The organism is Clostridium cuniculi, assembly GCF_004353185.1.
Lineage (GTDB): Bacteria > Bacillota > Clostridia > Clostridiales > Clostridiaceae > Clostridium > Clostridium cuniculi.
In genome coordinates, this window is sequence record NZ_SMUS01000007.1 from 127969 (window position 1) to 148466 (window position 20498).

Sequence of the window (20498 nt, forward strand, 5' to 3'; positions counted from 1 at the left end):
CTTTATTAATATATTTCAACCTATATTATATTACCTCATTTTACTTTTTTTGTCAATATTATCACTTTTTATACATTTTCTTATATTTTTTATTAATTTTATTATATATAAAGCCCACGATAATAATATTATTTATTATCGTGGGCTTTAATTAATAAATTTATTAAAACATATTTCCTCTTCTGCTATTATTTATATAGTTTATTGCTCTCATTTTAAATCTTTCATATTCTTTTAAATTATAAAAATGATTTAAATCTGATACTAAAAATAATGCACTCATTATTAAATACTTTAAATCATTTAAATTATTTTTATCATTATCCTCAACTTGAATTTCATCACTCTCAAATTTTAATTTTTCATAATTATTTAGAGCTATATTTAAATTCATTTTAATTTGTTCCTCTGTAAAAGATTCAAAATTTTCTCTAACTAATTTATCAATAAATGCTATAAACTCTTCATTGATATGGGTAAACTTCTCATATGTACTTATTAAACTCATACTTTTCCTCTTTCTAACTAAATTAATTGTATATTTAAATTATATATTAATATTAAAAAGTTTCAAAGTTAAAAAGTTCTTACTTAAATTTAATTAGATTGTTTTAACTTAATATTATATTATTTGACTACTTTTTTTAAAATCTATAAATGTTAATATTTCATCTATACACAAAGCTAATACAAACAATATTGATAGACTAGGCCATATTCCATTCAATAAATTATAAATTTTATATACAAAGTATGGATGAATTATTTTTACATCTATAATACTTAAAAGAACCCAAATAAGTGAAAATCTTAAACATATAATTCCTTCACAATTATACTTTTCTTTAGAATAATCCCAATAATCCTTATTAAAAAATTTTCTCATTAGAAATCCTGTTATATACTCCACAGATGTTGGAATTATAAATGATATTATAATTAAAAATATTATATTAGGTACAACCTTATATAATTCAAGTATCCAAGCCATAGCTATTGCATACATAGGTTTAAATGGGCCCTTTAAAAATCCATCCTTTTGAAAATGTCCATGAATATAATATGAAAAGACATTTTCTATTATCCACCCAATAAATCCATAAACAAAAAAATTATACAAAAACTCCATATTTATTCCTCCTTAGTATTTCTTAGTTTTTCTAATATTTATAAATTTTATCCATAAAAAAAGATGTCTAAAAATATTTTAAACATCTTTTTATAAATATTTATTTTTTCTTTCTTGCTAACTGAATTTCCCCTTCTATAATATCCTTATTTTTTATATTACTCTTCTTATTCATTTTATTAATTAAACTTCTTTTCACTTTATATGGTAAATTTAATAACTTTTCTATTTTAGAATCATCTATTTTTCTTACTAATAAAATTATAACTTCATCTAATATAATTGCACTAATGACATCTGCTATAAAATGCTGTTTTATAAACAAAGTCGATATTATTATTAATACACCTACTATTTCAGTATAGTAAAATTTCTTTTTTGAATTTTTATATTTTGTATATCTCATTATAAAATAAGTTGTTAACACATGTAATGACGGAAAACAATTTACCGGTCTATCTAGTGAATATATTATATTTACTAGATAATTTAATATATTACTATTGATAATGGTAGGTCTACTTATCTCTGTTGGATATAAATAATATACAATATAACATACACTCATTCCTATAAAAAATGATATAAAGACTCTAATATAATCTTTTCTTGAATTCACTAATATAAATATAAAACCTATTACAATATACAAATACCAATATACATAAGGAATAATAAATATAGAGTTAAATGGAATTACATTATCTAATTCAATTGTAAGATCATGTCCTCTCTTAGCTAAAATACTAGCTAAAATATAGTTTACATTAATTACTGGAATCATAATAAACCAAACTAAATCTAATATTTTTATTTTAACATTATTATTTATTTTTATTGTATCTTTTTTAATTTCCATACTCTACCTCACTATTTTATATACAAGTTACTTTATTTTTTATCAACTTTATTAATTTACAATTTATTCTATGCTAATTTTCCCCTTAAATAATCCATTAATAAAAAAATAACCAATTAAAATTGGTTATTTTTTTATTAATGGATTATTGTATTAACTTAACAACTTAAACATTTCTGCAACTGATTGTTTTACATTATCAGGTAAGTTATTTAAAGCTCTTTGCCTTTTACTTTCATCTTTTATTTGAGCTATTCTCATTATTTCTTGTTGCAAACCTGGAGTTCTATTTAATTCAGCTACTAATCTATTAAACTTATTTGCAAAAACAGGATCTTCTTTCATTTTTCTATCGATCTTCATTATAAGTTCATATGGATTCATTTATTTTATTCTCCTCCAATTCTTTATAATTTTATAATATTCTTCATTATTATAAATGTTCATACTAAGTCTTCTATAGTCACCTTAAATAATTTTTATTTAAAAGGTATAAATTCATATTACTTTTACACAAAATACTTTATGAAACTAAATCTTATAATAAAAAATATTAATATTTTATTTATATAAGGAGAATTAAAATGAAAGATTTAAATATTTACTCTAAATTTTTAAAAAAACTAATTATATTCTTACTTATATCTTTATCATTAATTAACGTTTCAACATATTGTTGTCTCTTATCTCCTATTAATATAGAAGATACTTCTAAAAATAATTATTGTGAAAAAAATAATACAAATGAAGAAAAAAAGATTGCATATTTAACCTTTGATGATGGTCCTAGTAAAAATACAGAATTAATACTTGATATATTAAAAGAAAATAATGTACATGCAACATTTTTTATAATTTCTCCATATATAGAACCTCATATTCAATTTGTCAAAAGAGCTTATGAAGAAGGTAATGCAATTGGTAATCATACTGCAGACCATGAATTTAAGTATGTTTATACTTGCGAAGAATCATTCTTTAAAAGTTTCAATAAACAACAGGAATTTATAAAAGAAGTTACAGGAAGTGATTGTACCATATTTAGATTTCCTGGCGGTTCTAATAATACTATCGTTAAAAATTCTAGAGGAAAAGATTTTACTAAAAATATAACTTTTAAACTAAATGAAGTAGGTGTTAATGTCTATGATTGGAATGTAGATTCTGGCGATGCTAAAGGAAATAATATTCCAGCCTCTACCTTAATTCAAAATGTTTCTAGAGAAATTAAAGATAAAGATGGTAATTATAAAAATCCTGCAATAATATTAATGCACGATTGTATGACTAAAAATACTACTGTAGAAGCCTTACCTGGAATAATTAAGCTTTTAAAAGATGCAGGATATGATTTTGGAATATTAAAATAACTAAATTGCTTTGCAATTTAGTTATTTTAATTAGTAATTTATACCTGCCGCAGTTACATTTTCTTTATCTCTTGATGAACATGGAGTAACTCCATATGTCATACCACAATGTGGGCATTTGTCTACTAAAGTTTTCATTATGAAATTCTTTCCACAGCTACATTCTATTTCATGTTGTATTGATATAGGAAAATCTGCTTTTCCCTTACTTCTTACTAAATCCACTACTGCTTTTCCATCTTTCTTATTCATGCTTCCGCATCCACAACTCATCTTATTTCCTCCTATTTTTATCATACTTTTTTATTATTATAACTGACTTAAAAAATTATTTCAGTAACAAAAGTTACAAAAAACATTTAATTATATTCTCTTATCTACCTAACAGTTTTTAATTTAAATACTTTACATAAAAAAGATTTATAATTTAGAACACATTGAGATTGTATTGGAATATATTATAGTATATTACAATTACACTTAGGAGGATAAAATTATGAGCTGTAGATTAGGAAATTGTGTTTTTAAAACTGGTTGTAATGAACAAATCGATGCTACTATAAAATTACCAAGGGAAAATAGAAGCTGTATATTTGGTACAGTTCTTGATGCTGCTGGTTTACCTGTTGCTGATGCAGTTGTTAAACTACTTCAAGTAGTTGATAAATGTGAATTTCCAGTTCCATTAACTCACACATTTACAGATGATAATGGACAATTCTTACTAGGACCTTTATGTCCAAATACAACTTATATGTTAAAGATATTTAGTGACAATACTCAAATAGTTCAAAAATGTCTAAAAGTAAGCTGCTTTAAAGGTTCTTGTATAAACGTTAATACTGTATCAAATGACTCTGGTAATCAAGGATGCGGATGCTAATTTTACACTTTCTTGATTTCATGTACAAAAGATAAGCTAAAAGGAGCTGTTTTCAGCTCCTTTTAATTTTTATAATTAATATATACTATCATTATAAGATATCACTTTATTCCTTCCTAATGACTTTGCCATATATAAAGCTTTATCAGCAAACTTTATATTATTATAAAAATTCTTATCCTCATTACAATAATTATAAGTTCCTAAACTTACTGTAACATCTATTTTTTGTGAATCAACTATAAATTTATAATTTTCAACATAACTTCTTAATTGTTCTGCAATTTTCATTACCTTGTCAAAGTTACAATCATAAATAACTATTAAAAATTCCTCCCCACCAAATCTGCCAATATATCCACTTTCTGAAATAATTTCTTGCATAATAGTACTTATACTTTTTAAAACATAATCACCTGCAGCATGTCCATAATTATCGTTTATTGATTTAAAGTAATCAATATCAATAAGTATTATAGAACAATTTTCCTTATTTTTTAATACAAATTCACCTCTATTTAAAATCTCTTCTCTATTTAGAATTTCTGTTAATCCATCATGAGTTGCTGCATATTCTATTTTATTAAATAGTCTTGCATTTTCTAAAGCAATAGCTATATATGAAGTTAAAATTTCTAATTTTTTTATATCGTTTTTATTGTAAGCATTTTTATTGTAACTTTGCACACTTAATATGCCTATAACTTTACTTTCTATTATTATTGGACAAAATACTAAAGACTGTATATCTTTAAAATTGCAATTTCCTAGTTCATTGCTTTTACTTGAAATATATTTATTATATTCTTTTTCAATATCATTAATTAAAACATTTTTTTTATTTTTATAACACCATCCACCAAATGTTTCTTCATCTAAGGCTACACTTCCATAATCTTTTAAATTTCCATCTACTATAAACAAATCATAATATAATAAATTATTGTTATATAAAGCAATTCCAAAGACATCAGCCTCCATGAGTTCACGCACTTCTTCATATATAACATTTAAGTTTTTTTCTATTTTCAAATTGGAAGTAAACTTTTTTCCTATATCAGATATTAAATCTATATCTTGATACATTTCTTTATATATTTTGGCTTCTCTAGCTATTTCTTTACTATGAATTTTATCAAACCAACTACTACTTTTGCTATTAAATATTTTTTTTTCAATTTCTAAATGCATTTTTAAATATTTATATGCTTCATTCATTTTATTATTTCTAGAATAAAGTTCACTTAACTTATAATATATTTCACTTTCATCTATAGGTGATGATATTTTTTTTATTTCATTATGTGCTTCTATAAGCTTATTTACACTTTGCTCATTATTTCCAATTAAATCATAATAATTAGAAAAACGTATTAATGTTCTAATAACAAATATGGTATTATTAAAACTTCTAGCATTTTCAATTGCTAATATAAAATCTTTTTCTGCCTCTTCTAATTTTCCCATTTTAAAATTTGCAACAGCTCTAATTGACAATACTTCACATTCATATATCCAACACTTTATTTCTTTAATTAATTCATATGCCTTTTCACAGCATTCATAGGCATAATTAAAGTCTCCATTATTTACTTCAATTTCAGCTAGCGTTATATAATATGCTATATTTGAATCTTTAGATATAAATCCATGAAAACTTTTTATCTTATTTAATAACTCCTTAGCTTCTGTATATTTTTTACACTCAGTATATGCAACAGAAGTATTAATTAAAAGATCTATTAATAACTCTTCCTCATTCTCTTGATCTGCTAATTCAATTCCCATTAATCCATTTTCTATAGCTAAATCTAAATTTCCTAACCTTGAATAATCTGCTAAAAGTGCATTATAAGCTGCTATTTGTCCATTAATATCATTATTTCTTATAAATATTTCACTAGCCTCTATTCTACAATGACAAGCCTTATCATATTCACATCTAATATGATAATCCCACCCCTTATATATTAAACACCAAGCATAAGCTATATTATAATTATTATTTTTTGCTATATTCATTACTTCATCTAATATTTCCTGTACATTTGTAGGATTAGCTCTTATATTATCTAAAAAAATAGATTTAAAGTATTCTATATGATTTTCATTTCTTTTAAACTGTTGCAAATTATATTTTAATTCTGCACTTCCAATCAAAATACTCTCCTCCATTTAAATCCGAAATTTATTTACATTTTTTTCTTCATATTAAATATTTTACTATATTTTTTATTTTTTTTAAATCTATTTAATTATATTAATATTATTTTTATATTAAATAAACAAAAAAGATTAATATTTCAAAATACAAAATTCTTTGAAACATTAATCTTCTCATAATAAAATTTATAAATTATTATCTAAAGCTATCTTATCTACTATAGCTTTTCTTTCCTCTCCTATAGCAGCAATTAATTTTGTAGGCATAAATCCATTTTTATAAATTCTATCATCATTTGCCTTTATCATTGCCACAACTGTAGACTCTAATTTTTCATATGATAATAAATCTTCTAAATATAAATCAATTACATCTTTTAATTTTGTTGCTAATTCCTTTGGATTTCTGTATACAGCTCTCATATGTTGCTCCTTCAATTACTCTGATATTAATATTTATTTTAAGAAATTTAAGTTAAACTAAACAGTTAGTTTAACTTAAATTTCTTATTCTTCCTTATGTATTATATATTAACTAAATACTATTTACTAGATATTTTATAACTCTATTCCTACTCTAGATGGAATCCCCTCTTTAAATGGATGCTTTATACATTTCATCTCTGTTACATAGTTAGCTAGTTCTATAAGCTCTTCCTTAGGATCTCTTCCAGTCATAACAACTTCTAATGTTTCAGGCTTATTTTTTAAGAAGTCTATAACCTCATTTAACTCTATAAACCCATTATTTATAGTTGCTATTATTTCATCTAATATTAATAAATCATAATCCTCATTTTTTATAATATCTTTTATCTCCTTAAACCTAGCTGTATGCTCTCTCTTAGCTTCCATTTTTTCTTCATCATTCATATTCCATACAAATTTGTTTACAGGCCTTCCTGGTAAAAAAGTTATATATTCTTTTAATTTTTCTAATGATACCAGCTCACCACTTTTTCCACTTTTCAAAAATTGAGTTATAAAAACTTTTTTCTCTCTACCTGCAGCTCTAATTGCCAATCCCATAGCTGCAGTAGTCTTTCCCTTTCCATCTCCACAATATATATGTATAAGTCCCTTCTCCATAATACTCACTCCTAATATATTAGCTATAATTTATTTTTTAACTATAATACTTTCTATATAACACTATTGTCAACTTTTTTTACCTTATAACTTATTATTTTCAAAAAATTTATCCCTTATTATAAAATAAAAGCTAAGAGTAAATTTTAGTACTATTTAATAATTTTTAAAATTAAATAGTGTTTTCCTTAACTCTTAACCTTCACTTCAATTATCTAATTAATATAAATATTAATATTAAAGCTGCAACTATTTGTAATACGCCTACACCTAATGCATATAAAGATACAGCTTTTCCTTGCTTAAGTAATTCTTTTACATTAACTCTTAATCCAATTGCTGCTAATGCTATAATTTCAAGATTATTACTTATAGTTTTACATACATGAGATACATTTACAGGTATAATCTTTAATGAAAATAAAGCACAAGTTACAAAGAATCCTATAACATACCAAGGAATTTTAACTTTTTTCTTTTCAATTTCATGTACTTCTTCTTCTAATATTTCTTCATTATTTTTATGCTTTAAATGACCAAATACAAAAACTACAACAACTAATAATACAACTCTTAATATCTTAAAAATCATAGCCATATCTTTTACTTCTTCACCAACCATAGCTCCGCTGGCAGCAACTTGACCTACTGATTGTAATGTACCACCAATTAAAGCCCCTGTCTGCATTGTCTCTGAATTAAATAAAGCCCTAGCTATTATCGGTAAAACAAACATTAAAACTATTCCCGTAATATTTACTATAGTAATTGCTATACCCTTTTCTTTATCATCTGCATCAATTACTGGAGCTGTTGCTGCTATAGCTGATGAACCACATACAGCATTTCCACTAGCCATTAAAAATCTAAAGTTTTCACTAAACCCTAGCTTCTTTCCTATATATATTGAACCAACTATTGTTACTGCCATTTGTAATATTATAAAAACAAATCCACCTATACCTAGCTCTAATAATGTATTTACACTTAAGGTAGCTCCTAATAAAACAATGGAATATGATAGTATATCAGTTTCTGAAAACTTATATCCTTTTTGAAAAACATCTTGATTTAAAAATAAATTTCCCACAAACATTCCTAGAAAAATTGATATTGTACCTGCCCCTAATTTAGGTACAAATTTAGCAATCAATATCCCTACAAATGCTACTGCTACTGAAACTAATAGCCCTGGTAATATACCTTTCATATAATCGATAAATTTATTATTCTTCATGTATATCATTCCCTCCTTAAAATTTTAACCACTTATTACATAACTTAGTATATCTACAAAATTATCATTAGTAAAATAAATATTAATTATAATAATGATTACTTTTTTTAATAATTAGTGTATAATGTATTTATCGCAATTAGTTTACCCATTAATACTAGGAGGTTATTACATTGATTGAAGAATTTAAAACTTTTATTGCAGTTGTTGATTTTAAAAATTTTACTAAAGCAGCTGAATATTTAAATCTTTCACAACCAAGTGTTAGTACTCATATAAAAAATTTAGAAATTACTTTTGGAGTTACTTTAATAAATAGGTCAGTTAAACAAAAAACTATATCTATTACAGAAAGTGGTTATACTCTATATAAAAGAGCTAAGGAAATTATAAATCTTTTAGATATTACATTTCTGGATGTAAAAACACTTTCAAGCTCAGTTAAAGGAAGTATAAAAATAGGAGCGAGCTTAACTATAGGAGAATATATACTTCCAAAATTTTTAGCTGATTTTTCTATTAAATATCCTGATGTTGACATAGAGGTTATTATAGAAAATACTTCAATTATATCTAGAGAACTAAAAAAAATGAAATTAGATATAGGTCTTATAGAAGGTTCAGCTTCATCAGCTCTATTTAAACAAGAATATTTTTTAGAAGACGAAATGGTTCTTGTTGTTCCTTTTGAGAGTGATCTAAAGGATAAAGAACTTAATATAGATAGTCTTCAAGACAAAAGATGGATTGCCCGTGAGGAAGGATCAGGTACTAGAGAATATCTTGATTTATTCTTTACACAACATAAAATTATTCCTAAAAGTATGATGATATTAGGCAGTAATTTATCAGTTAAAGAGGCTGTTAGAAATAATTTAGGATTAACAATTACATCTAGACATGTAATTTCAGAAGCTGAAGCTCGAAATGAATTAGCTTCTATAAAACTTAATAATGATTTTACTAGATCATTTTCATACATATATCCAAAAGAATTAACACTATCAAAAGCAGCAAATATTTTCTTAGAAGAACTTAAAGCCTACACCTCAAAACCTAACTCTTAATTACATAAAGCGAAAATTGAATAATATTGCGCACCACATGGATCGAAAAAATGAAATATTTATTTTCCGGGAAACGTGAAATTTTCACCGAGAATTTATATAATTGATTCCGTAAAGTTTGCTAAAGTTTTTAAACTCACTTCGCTCAAACAGTAAAAACTTATTAACGCAACTTTACTTCATCAATTATTAAATTCTATGGTTCAATTTCAATGTTCCCTCCAAATTAATATTTCATTTTTTCTTTTCTCATGTATATGCTTTTAAGGTGGTTACGTAGAAAATTGTATCTTTTAGCTTAAAAGCTAGTGATAGAGAAAAATTAATGATATTATCGGAAGGAAAATTACACTAATTTCTGGAGATAATATCATTAATTTTCGTCATCACGGCACTTAAGCTATAACGAACAATTTAGTTATAGTACGTCGGAGAATAGTCTTGATAGTGATTCTTTAATTTTAACTCCTCTGCTTCTATTTTGATATTTTTCTAGTGTTAGCTCTTCGGATTTAAGTATATCTTTTTCAAATTCACTTTTTTGTTGTTTTGAAATAGTTTCTGAATAAATAAAGGCATTTACTTCAAAGTTCAATTCAAAACTTCTAGTATCCATATTAGCTGTTCCTATTGAACAAATTTCATCATCTATAACTACAGTCTTAGCATGAAGAAAAGCACTTCTATCATAATGATATATTTTAACTCCATACTCTAATAAATCTCCAGCATAAACTAAATTTGCCCAATATACAAAAGGATGATCCCCTTTTCCTGGTATCATTATTCTTACATCAACCCCTGATGCTGAAGCCAATTTTAAACTATCAGATATACTTTTATCGATAATTAAATAAGGTGATTGAATATATAAATATTTTTTAGCTCTTTGAATCATTTTTAAATACGCTAACTTAATCTCATATCTATCACTTAAATTTGGTCCACTTGACACTATTTGCATTCCTGTATTAGGTTCACCAATATTTTCATCACTAATTTCTAATACATGACTTAAGTCTACTTCTTCTTTAGTTGCATACCTCCAATCTGCTAAAAACCTTAAATTTAAGTCTTTTACTGCACTCCCCTTAAACTTAATATGAGTATCTCTCCAATATCCAAACTTTTTATCTTTTCCTAAATACTCATCTCCAACATTAAATCCTCCAACAAAAGCAACTTTATTATCTATAACAACTATTTTTCTATGATTTCTAAAATTCATATTAAGATTAATAAGCTTTAACCAAGATGGAAAGAATTCTCCTGTTTTTCCTCCAACTGCTCTTAATTTTTTTAATACATTTCTATTTAATAACCTACTTCCAACAGAATCATATAATAATCTAACTTCAACTCCATTCTTAGCTTTTTCTTCTAAAATATCTAGTATCTTTGTTCCTATATCATCATTTTTAAATATATAGAATTCTATATTTATACTCTTTTTAGCCTTGTTAAGACTTTTTAACAAGGCATCAAAAAATTCTTTTCCATCTGAGTACATACAAACTTCATTATCATTTCTGTATGGTGAATAATCAATAGTTTCTAAAGCCATTATCATATCCATATTTTCTACTGGTACTTGGCTTCTTTCTTTTACTTGTCTATCATATTTCTCTAAAACCTTTATTTCTGCATTTTTAATTCCAAACATATTTGACTTGTTCATTTTTCTTCCAACAAGCAAAAACACTATAAATCCTATAAAAGGTGCTATGTATAAAATTAATGTCCATGCTATAATGCTATTGGCTGAACGCTTTTCCTTAAATACCATATAAACTATTGTTAATAAATTTATAATATGAATTAACACAGTTAAAAATTTAAACATCACACTCATCTCCTTTACAAATTATTTTTCGCTAAATGCTCTATATTTATAATTCAAAATTTATTATAGTATATATTAGATTCACTCATTTTATCAACTCTACAGTTTTTATAATTAAATAAATAAAACCTCTATTATCCAATATACTTAAGTTTAATAAATATATTTTCTAATAAAGGTTTTATTTTAAAAATTACTTTATTGCACCTTTAGTTACTCCGTTTATAATCCACTTTTGAGCAAATAAGTAGAATACTAATAATGGTAACAATGCTAAAAGATATGATGCAAAAGCTACATTATAATTTGTCCCAAATTTAGATTGAAATATATATTGAGCTAATGGTAAAGTTGCTGCACTTTGATCGCTTAATATTACAAGTGGCATCATTACGTCATTCCAAGCCCAAAGCGCTGTCATAATTCCAACAGTTGCATGCATTGGTTTTAATAATGGAAATATAATTTTCCAGAACACAGTCCATTGTTTAGCACCATCAACATATGCTGCTTCTTCTAATTCAAGTGGAATATTTTTTAAATATCCAACATAAAGTAATGTATTCATAGATATTCCAAATACCATATAAAGAATTATCATACCAATTTTATTATCTAAGTTAAAGAAACTTACTTGTTTAACAAGAGGTAACATTAACATTGAAAAAGGTACAAACATTGCACTTACAAAATAAAAATATACAAACTTATAAAATTTCTTATGCATGTTTCTTGCAATAGCATATGCAACTAATGAATTCGTAACTATAGTTACTATTACAGCACCTGCTGTTATAATCAAGCTATTCATTATTGTATGAAAGAAATTAGTCATTTTAATAGCTTGCACAAAATTACTAAAACTCCATGTTTTAGGCAATGACAAAACATTCCCCATCATTTCTGATGGTTGTTTAAATGCAATAACAATAGTTATATAAAGTGGAAATAATATTGTTAATGAACAAACAATAAGTAATATTGTAATTGGCCAATTAATTTTTCCATCTTCCTTTTTTATAAAAGATTTTTTCTTTACTTCTGTTGTATTACTAGATTTTAAACTTAATTCTGCCATTATAGTTGAACCTCCCTTTTTTCTAATATCTTAATTTGGAATAATGATATTGCCACAATAACTATAAAATACACTACTGAGTTTGCTGATTGATATCCAAATTGACTTCCTCCAAATCCAGCCTTATATATAAGCATAGAAATGGATTCTGTTGACTGTGCAGGTCCTCCACCTGTTAATGACATAATTTGATCAAATACCATTAAGAAATTTTTCATACATAAAACCATATTTATTGTAAAGAATGGTGCAATTAAAGGAAATGTAATCTTTCTAAATTGAAGCCATTTACCAGCTCCATCAATTCCACTTGCTTCATAAACATCATCTGGAATAGTTTGAAGTCCTGAAATATAAATTATAGTATTAAAAGCTATTGATTGCCATGCAACTACAATTACTACACCTATCCATGCTAAACTTGTACTTCCAAGTATACTCTTACTAAGAACTTCACTTCCCATAACCTCTCCTAGTTTAGGAATTATAAATGTAAAAATATAATTAAATATATATCCTACAATCAATCCACCTAAAATATTAGGTAAGAAATATAATCCTCTTAAAGTGGTCTTAAACTTTATCTTTGAATTTAAAGCTAATGCTAATGCTAAACTTATTATATTTACTATTATTGTTGTAACTATAGCAAACTTAAAAGTAAACATATATGAATTTAGTACTCTTGAATCTGTAAATAAATCCTTAAAGTTCATTAATCCCACAAAATCAAAATCTCCAAACCCTCTAAAATTTGTGAAACTATACATTACCCCTTTTAACAATGGGAATGTGTGGAACAAGAAAAATACAACTATCATTGGTATTACTGTTCCTAAGAAAAACATATCTCTTTTCTTCATTTCTAATCACCCTTCCATACTATTCTTTAATATACTGTCTATTAGCCTTTAACCATTCCTTTTGGAAGTTATTTAAAAACTTTTCCTTATCTCCATCTAAAAGATATGTTTGTACCATATCAGATGCTGGTAATTCTGCTGGATAAAAATGATCTTGAAAATCTACAACTCTTGAATTTTCAAAATAATCATCAAAAGCTTCAAATTTTGAATCTTCTTGTTTTACACCTTTAACTGCTGAAAACGCACTTTGTTCATCTATATAAGTTTTAGCATTTTCTTCTTCTAATAAAAAGTTTATAAACCTTATACTTTCTTCTTTATTTTTAGAATCTTTAGGAATGGCAAAATATACATCTACTCCAGAAACTAATTTATTTTCATCTTCATTATTGGATACAGGCATAGTAAACATTCCTAAGTTTATATCTGGATTTACAGTTAAAATTGATGGTATTGCATAATTACCTATAATATACATTGCAGCTTTACCTTGAGCAAATGCTGTATTACCATCATTATATCCAACACCAAAGTTATCTGAATGACCATAATCCATTAATTGAAGTATTTTATCTGCTGTTTCTGAATAAACTTCATTGAATGTTGTTTCATTATTATTAACTCTTTTAAAACAATCAGTGTCAGCTAATGTTCCTGCTATATTATTCCATGCTGGAAGTGAAGTCCAAGTATCTTTTAAAGTAAAATAAAAAGGTGTTATCCCATTATCTTGAACAATTTGTGCTACCTCTAAAAATTCATCCCATGTTTTAGGAATTGATAATCCTAACTCTTCAAAAATATCCTTGTTATATATAACTCCACTTGCATTTAATGCATAAGGTACTCCATAAACCCCATCTACACTTTCGATCTCTAAATCCTTTAACATCTGACTATAAACTGGATCAATAACGCTAAAATCTATTTTATCACTTAAATCTTCTAATATATTTGCATCTACAAAGTCTGCAAAACTTCTATCTGCAGATAATGATATAATATCTGGTACATCTCCTTTTACTAATCTTGTTTTTAATACTGTTGTTGCATCTGGAGGTGCACTAACAACAACATCTATGTCTGGATTTTCAGCTTCAAACTTCTCTACAAGTCTATTATAAGTATCTACTGCTTCTATTTTATTACTAAAAAATACTATTTGCTTTTTAGATTTATTAGTTGCAGTATTGCTTGAGCATCCTGTAAATACTGCTGTTAATATTGAAGTTACTACTAAAACTGTAGCTATCAATTTCTTCTTTCTCATTATTCCATCCCCTCACATTTTGTATCGTTTACATAGCTATATTTTAAAACTTTTTCTATCACTTCTAAATAGATTAATGTAACAAAAACATGTCTAAATGTTAGATTTATTATTCTTCTAAAAGAATAACATATTACTTTTTTATAATATATTGCATTATATAATTTTCTGACTTAAAATTTATATAATACTATAATAAAAACATGGCTAAATGTTGTATTTAGGAGGGTTTATGTTAGATATATACTTTTTAGAAAATACCAATCGAAATTTTAACGACTTATATCTTTGTTATTGTGGATTAGAAAAATGTGCTCCCTTACATTCATTTGGTCCCGCTATTAGACCAACTTACTTAATTCATTATGTACTAGATGGACAAGGTTATTATTATGTAAATGATAACAAATATACAGTAATTAAAAATCAAGGATTCTTAATTGAGCCTAATGTTGTTACTTTTTATCAAGCAGATAAAGATAATCCTTGGACATATCTTTGGATTGGTATTGATGGTGATAAAGCTAAACTTTATTTAAACTCTGCTGGACTAAATCAGGAGCATTTAATTTTTACTTATGAAAAAGACGATGCATTAAAAGAATACGTATTAGAAATGCTAAAGCATCATACAATGTCTGATTCTGATGCTTTTAAAATAGAAGGCTTATTATACTTATTTTTCTCAAAGTTATGTGAAGATCGTAAAGAAATTTCATATTTAAATAAAGATGAACATACTAATAACTACATAAATAAAGCAATTGAGTTTATTCAAAATAACTATCATAACTCTATTAAAGTAACAGATATAGCTGATTACCTTTGTTTAAATAGAAGTTATTTAACATCTATTTTTCAAAATAACTTAAATATGTCTCCTCAAAAATTTTTAATTGAATTTAGAATAACTAAAGCTGCTGAATTATTATATAATACTGATCTTCCAATAGGCAATATAGCATACTCTTGTGGATATAGTGATCCTTTAGCCTTCTCTAAAGCTTTTAAAAAAATCAAAGGTGTCAGTCCTAAAGAATATAGAAATACCAAAAAAGAAACTACTGAAAAATTTCTATTATCTGAATAAAAAATAAAATGCTAATATAGCAATTAATATTATCTAATATTGCTATACTAGCATTTATATTTATCCCTTCAGTTACTATTGTTCTTGAATTCTTCTTAAAGTCCAACTTCTTGCTTGATAATCACCATTAAGTTCTCCAATTTCAAGTCCTATATACATAAGCTCATCTCCACCGAAAACCTCTCCTGTTTCACTAATTTCATATAATGAATTTTCATCTAAAGCCTTTAACTTTAATCTCTTCGGTAATACATTTGCTTCTGCATACTTCTTTACATAACTTACTACAAGATTATTTCCATCCTTAGATATATTCATCCAAGCAGCTTCATTGCTATCAAAAGCACTCTTTAATCTATATAAATCTCCAAATTGAATAGTTTTTCTAATATTCTTATAAAATTTAACTTGTGATTTCACTTCTTCTTTTTCTTCATCTGTCATTTTAGTTATATCCAATTCATATCCAAAACTTCCTGCCATAGCTACTACTCCCCTTGTATGAAGTGGCGTTATTCTATGAACTTGATGATTAGGAACTGCTGAAACATGACTTCCCATTGTACTCACTGGATATACTAATGAAGTTCCTTCTTGAATTTTTAATCTCTCTATAGCATCGGTATCATCACTTGTCCAAGTTTGAGGCATATAATACAACATTCCACCATCAAATCTTCCACCTCCACCTGAGCAACTTTCAAATAAAATATTAGGGAAATTAGTAGTTATATTTTCTAATATTTTATACAAACCTAACATATATCTATGAGCAACCTCTTTTTGCTTTTTAGCTGGCCATGCTGGCGAACCTATTTCTGTCATATTTCTATTCATATCCCATTTGACATATGATATAGGTGCTGATTTTAATACATTAGTAAGCATTTCAATTACAGCATCGCAAACTTCTTCTCTAGATAAATCTAATATTAGCTGCTTTCTTGCTTCGGATCTTACTCTTCCTTCAATATGAATACACCAATCTGGATGTTCTTCATACAACTTACTCTTTGGAGAAATCATTTCTGGTTCAAACCATAATCCAAATTGCATTCCCATTTCATTTATATCTTTAACTAATGAACTTAATCCACCCTTAAGTTTTTCTTCATTTACAAACCAATCTCCAAGTGAACAATCATCATTATTTCTTTCACCAAACCAACCATCATCTAAAACAAACAATTCTATTCCCAGATTACTAGACTCCTTAGCAATATCCTTGATTTTTTCATTATTAAAATCAAAATATGTTGCCTCCCAGTTATTTATAAGTATTGGTCTTTCCTTATCTCTATGAGTTCCCCTACATAATCTCTCTCTATATAAATCATGATAAATATGAGACATCCCAGTTAATCCATTAGGTGAGTATACCATAACAGCTTCTGGTGTTTGGAACTCATCTCCTGCTTCTAAGTTCCAAGCAAAATCAAATGGATTTATACCAATTTGAGCTCTTGCATTACTATGCATATCAACTTCAACATTTGCTAAAAAATTTCCACTATAAACCAAATTAAACCCATATACCTCACCTTTATCTTCTGTTGTATCTTTGCTTACTAACGCTATAAAGGGATTCTGAGCATGGCTACTTGCCCCTCTTCTACTTTCTACACATTGTCCACCATTTCTTAATGGAGTTCTAATTATATGTCTTTCTCTAGCCCAAGATCCTGATAATTGAATTAAATCAAAATCACTATGTCTAAAATCAACATTTGCACTTAAAGCTCTTAAAACATCAACTTCTTCTTTACTATCATTTACAACCTTACAACTTCTTGTTATAACATCATAATTTTTGAATACAGTATAAGATAATATTACCCTTAATCCTGCTAATTCATCCTTTAATGTTATCTCTAAAGTTTCTGCCTCATCTTCATTTTCAACATAAGTTGCTGGTAATCCTTGAAGCGCTTTCTTTCCATTATATATTTCATGACTATAATATCTAAAATCTGTTACAGTTGTTCCATTTGCTAATTTTATTTGAACTGCTGGTGAACGTAAATCTGGATTTCCATAGCTTGGATACTCTTGTGGTATTATCTCTAAATGAAGTGCATCTACATTGTCTAAATCAGCTAAAAAACTTCCACAAGGTCTTTTCTTCACCACATAATCTATTTTATTAGAATTAATCTTCCTTCCCCAATATAAATTAATCAAATGACCAGTTTCTAAAACTCTCATTACATAACTTGTTTTCTTTGACTTAATATGAAATAGTCTATTTTCTTTATTAAATATAATCCCCATATTATCCTCCTAATATATCTTTTTCTACTCGACACAACGTTTTCATAATATACTGTTATTATACTTATATAATGATATAAAAACTATGACTATTTGTTATTAATACATGTCTAAATGTTGTATAATGCAAATAAGATAATACATAAATTATATTACAATCCAATTTATGTATTATCTTATTTAAATTTAAATTATTATATATTTTTTAGTTATGAGAGATTTAAACTCTATCTAACAATTAAGCTTCTTCCAGGAACTCTTTTTGGCTCAATACTTTGCTTTGCTGGATATCCTATAGCTGCACATCCAATTATATTAAAATCTGATGGTATATGACATCTATCAAGTACCTTTCTTACTAAAGGTGAATTACAAGTATCACCTAATTGATTTATCCAACAAGATCCTAGTCCTAAAGAAGTTGCTGCTAAAAATATATTTTCTAACCCTGCTGACCCATCTGTATAAAAATATTTATAATCCTTCTTTGCAGAAACTATTATAAGAGTAGGTGCATTATAATAGAAGTTATAATTTTCATTAGAACCTCTTGTTTCTCCTTTTTCCTTAAATACTTCTTTTACTGCATTATTTAATTCTTCTAAAATCTCCTTATTTTGAATAGCTGTATAATAACACCCTTGTTTATTCATACCACTTGGTCCACATAAAGCACATTCTAAAATTTCGTTTAAAGTTTCAGTTTCTATTTGTTCATCCTTATAAGCTCTACAACTTCTTCTTGACTTGATATTTTTTATAACTTCATTCATCTAAATCCCCTCCAAATTCTACTTTCTATTTTTTATATAAATAGTTTGATTATTTTGTTTTCATTTTCACTTACCCACTTACATAAAGTAACTGCCTTAATAATTTGTTCCTTAAGTATTTCTGTTGCTGACATAAAACCATTACTAATTCCATCATTATATCTAACAAGGAAATGTATAATTACATCTAATCTCCTAAGCATAATAAGCTTTGGTACTGCTTTTATTTCATCTATTGTTAAATTAATATTTTTCTTATATCCTTCAATAAATTCTTTCATACACTTAAATTTAAACTCATCACTATTTTTATTTGAAATAGCCTCTGATAAGCATATAGCTAAATCCATAACTCTTAAATCTCTAGCAACAAATTCAAAATCTAATACTGCTGAAATATTATTGTCTTCATCTGCTAAAACATTAGATGCATTAATATCACCGTGGATTAATTGATGTGGCAAGTTTCTTAACTCTGGAATACATTCCTTAAATCTCATAAAATAGCTGCTTAAATCAACTAACTCATTCTTTTCTTCATTAAAATCTTTAGAAGGATTAAGACAAAACTCTATAACTTTATTTAATGGGCATTTAGGATAAGATTTTTCCAACTCATAACATGGAGAATATATAGGATTCTTTTCAATATTAACCTCTTTTAACTCTCTTGTTATTTCACCAACAACACTTCCTAAACTATAAAATTGTTCAACAGTTTCTAATCTAGGGTTATTTCCTTTAATCTGCTTTGCCATTGCTACTAACTTCCCATCAGAACTTATCCCTATTGTACTTCCATTTAAATTTACTTTAGGTTTAGGTATATTAAAACTTAAACTTCTCTCACCTAAAGCTTTTAAAACTTTATGTTCATAATTAACTTTTTCTTTGTCATTATGACTTTCATATATTCTTAAAATAAACTCTTCATTATCTATAACTAAGAATTTAGTTGTATTGTTCATACCACTAGATCCCTTTTTCACATAATAATTTTCACTTTCAAAGTATTGCTTGACTATTTTATCAATATATAATCTATCCATTCAATTTTCCTTTGTATATCCTATTTTATAGCTCATAATCCATACACATTCTATTGCATGTAACACTTTTAACAAATCTTGCAACCTTAACATGTTCTTCATGGATTTGATAATTATTTAGTGCATCCACACTTTCAAAAGTACTATTTAATATTATCTCAGCATTACTTCCTGCTATAGGATTAGTTATAACTTCAATTTCAACAATTCCTGGTATTTTATTTTTTAATTCTTCAAGACCATTTTTTATTTTTAGTTTATTCTCTTCGCTCCCTTTCCCTTCTTGAAAATTCCATAAAATAATATGTTTAATCATTTTTCACATCTCCTTTTTATATCTCGTGTACATGCTTGTACACAGACGTAATTTACTTATTTTATACGTAGACTACATATAAACAATGTAGTCTACATTTTTTCATACAATTTACCTCTAAGAACTTCTAATTGTTCTTTGAGCT

21 protein-coding genes are annotated in these 20498 nt (G+C 26.1%); 4 read left to right on the plus strand and 17 right to left on the minus strand.

Going from position 1 to position 20498, the window contains the following annotated elements:
* Positions 1-163 precede the first annotated feature (163 nt).
* The 4 genes from EJJ37_RS05085 to EJJ37_RS05100 form a co-directional block, all read right to left on the minus strand.
* Positions 164-508: a hypothetical protein gene (locus EJJ37_RS05085; RefSeq protein ID WP_133014512.1), complete on the minus strand. Its 345-nt coding sequence runs from the start codon at positions 506-508 to the stop codon at positions 164-166.
* 114 nt (positions 509-622) lie between these two features.
* Positions 623-1129, minus strand: a complete 507-nt coding sequence (locus EJJ37_RS05090) for a putative ABC transporter permease (RefSeq protein WP_133014513.1) — start codon at positions 1127-1129, stop codon at positions 623-625.
* Between the two features lie 100 nt (positions 1130-1229).
* Complete coding sequence (locus tag EJJ37_RS05095) at positions 1230-1988, minus strand: phosphatase PAP2 family protein (protein ID WP_133014514.1); 759 nt, start codon at positions 1986-1988, stop codon at positions 1230-1232.
* 153 nt (positions 1989-2141) lie between these two features.
* Entirely contained in the window at positions 2142-2372 is a 231-nt protein-coding gene (locus EJJ37_RS05100) for a hypothetical protein (RefSeq protein WP_133014515.1), read from the minus strand.
* A gap of 200 nt (positions 2373-2572) precedes the next feature.
* Between EJJ37_RS05100 and EJJ37_RS05105 the strand changes: the two genes are divergently transcribed.
* On the plus strand, positions 2573-3358 hold the full coding sequence (locus tag EJJ37_RS05105; RefSeq protein ID WP_133014516.1) for a polysaccharide deacetylase family protein: 786 nt from the start codon (positions 2573-2575) through the stop codon (positions 3356-3358).
* Positions 3359-3388: 30 nt separating this feature from the next.
* On the opposite strand, the gene EJJ37_RS05110 is transcribed toward EJJ37_RS05105, so the two are convergent.
* Positions 3389-3631: a hypothetical protein gene (locus tag EJJ37_RS05110; protein WP_133014517.1), complete on the minus strand. Its 243-nt coding sequence runs from the start codon at positions 3629-3631 to the stop codon at positions 3389-3391.
* Positions 3632-3854: 223 nt separating this feature from the next.
* On the opposite strand from EJJ37_RS05110, the gene EJJ37_RS05115 reads away from it, so the two are divergent.
* Positions 3855-4241 (plus strand): carboxypeptidase-like regulatory domain-containing protein, encoded by a 387-nt coding sequence (locus EJJ37_RS05115; RefSeq protein WP_133014518.1) that lies wholly within the window; start codon positions 3855-3857, stop codon positions 4239-4241.
* 75 nt (positions 4242-4316) lie between these two features.
* Here EJJ37_RS05115 and EJJ37_RS05120 read toward each other — a convergent pair whose 3' ends face one another.
* The 4 genes from EJJ37_RS05120 to EJJ37_RS05135 all read right to left on the minus strand — a co-directional run bounded on the left by EJJ37_RS05120 (position 4317) and on the right by EJJ37_RS05135 (position 8730).
* Positions 4317-6401, minus strand: a complete 2085-nt coding sequence (locus tag EJJ37_RS05120; RefSeq protein WP_166484665.1) for a sensor domain-containing diguanylate cyclase — start codon at positions 6399-6401, stop codon at positions 4317-4319.
* A gap of 189 nt (positions 6402-6590) precedes the next feature.
* Positions 6591-6827, minus strand: a complete 237-nt coding sequence (locus EJJ37_RS05125; RefSeq protein WP_133014520.1) for a TIGR04540 family protein — start codon at positions 6825-6827, stop codon at positions 6591-6593.
* A gap of 135 nt (positions 6828-6962) precedes the next feature.
* A complete protein-coding gene (locus tag EJJ37_RS05130) occupies positions 6963-7493 on the minus strand; it encodes a cob(I)yrinic acid a,c-diamide adenosyltransferase (protein ID WP_133014521.1) in 531 nt (176 codons plus the stop codon).
* 211 nt (positions 7494-7704) lie between these two features.
* A complete protein-coding gene (locus EJJ37_RS05135) occupies positions 7705-8730 on the minus strand; it encodes a YeiH family protein (RefSeq protein ID WP_133014522.1) in 1026 nt (341 codons plus the stop codon).
* Positions 8731-8903: 173 nt separating this feature from the next.
* Between EJJ37_RS05135 and EJJ37_RS05140 the strand changes: the two genes are divergently transcribed.
* Positions 8904-9797: a LysR family transcriptional regulator gene (locus EJJ37_RS05140; RefSeq protein ID WP_133014523.1), complete on the plus strand. Its 894-nt coding sequence runs from the start codon at positions 8904-8906 to the stop codon at positions 9795-9797.
* A 418-nt stretch (positions 9798-10215) separates the two neighbouring features.
* On the opposite strand, the gene cls is transcribed toward EJJ37_RS05140, so the two are convergent.
* The 4 genes from cls to EJJ37_RS05160 form a co-directional block, all read right to left on the minus strand.
* On the minus strand, positions 10216-11640 hold the full coding sequence (gene cls / locus EJJ37_RS05145) for a cardiolipin synthase (protein ID WP_133014524.1): 1425 nt from the start codon (positions 11638-11640) through the stop codon (positions 10216-10218).
* Between the two features lie 193 nt (positions 11641-11833).
* The gene (locus EJJ37_RS05150) at positions 11834-12718 is read right to left on the minus strand and encodes a carbohydrate ABC transporter permease (protein WP_133014525.1); all 885 of its coding nucleotides are present in this window, start codon (positions 12716-12718) and stop codon (positions 11834-11836) included.
* Positions 12718-13581, minus strand: coding sequence for a carbohydrate ABC transporter permease (locus tag EJJ37_RS05155; protein WP_133014526.1), 864 nt, complete (start codon positions 13579-13581; stop codon positions 12718-12720). The genes EJJ37_RS05150 and EJJ37_RS05155 overlap by 1 nt, the downstream gene beginning before the upstream one ends.
* A gap of 19 nt (positions 13582-13600) precedes the next feature.
* On the minus strand, positions 13601-14854 hold the full coding sequence (locus tag EJJ37_RS05160; protein WP_133014527.1) for an ABC transporter substrate-binding protein: 1254 nt from the start codon (positions 14852-14854) through the stop codon (positions 13601-13603).
* Positions 14855-15086: 232 nt separating this feature from the next.
* Between EJJ37_RS05160 and EJJ37_RS05165 the strand changes: the two genes are divergently transcribed.
* Positions 15087-15944: an AraC family transcriptional regulator gene (locus EJJ37_RS05165; protein ID WP_133014528.1), complete on the plus strand. Its 858-nt coding sequence runs from the start codon at positions 15087-15089 to the stop codon at positions 15942-15944.
* A 75-nt stretch (positions 15945-16019) separates the two neighbouring features.
* On the opposite strand, the gene EJJ37_RS05170 is transcribed toward EJJ37_RS05165, so the two are convergent.
* From EJJ37_RS05170 to EJJ37_RS05185, 4 genes are all read right to left on the minus strand, one after another.
* Positions 16020-18215, minus strand: coding sequence for an alpha-galactosidase (locus tag EJJ37_RS05170; RefSeq protein WP_133014529.1), 2196 nt, complete (start codon positions 18213-18215; stop codon positions 16020-16022).
* Between the two features lie 227 nt (positions 18216-18442).
* Positions 18443-18988 carry a nitroreductase family protein gene (locus EJJ37_RS05175; protein ID WP_133014530.1) on the minus strand — a complete coding sequence of 182 codons (546 nt, stop codon included), beginning with the start codon at positions 18986-18988 and terminating at the stop codon, positions 18443-18445.
* A gap of 32 nt (positions 18989-19020) precedes the next feature.
* The gene (locus tag EJJ37_RS05180) at positions 19021-20037 is read right to left on the minus strand and encodes a phosphotransferase (protein WP_133014531.1); all 1017 of its coding nucleotides are present in this window, start codon (positions 20035-20037) and stop codon (positions 19021-19023) included.
* A gap of 25 nt (positions 20038-20062) precedes the next feature.
* On the minus strand, positions 20063-20353 hold the full coding sequence (locus tag EJJ37_RS05185) for a Dabb family protein (RefSeq protein WP_133014532.1): 291 nt from the start codon (positions 20351-20353) through the stop codon (positions 20063-20065).
* Positions 20354-20498 lie beyond the last annotated feature (145 nt).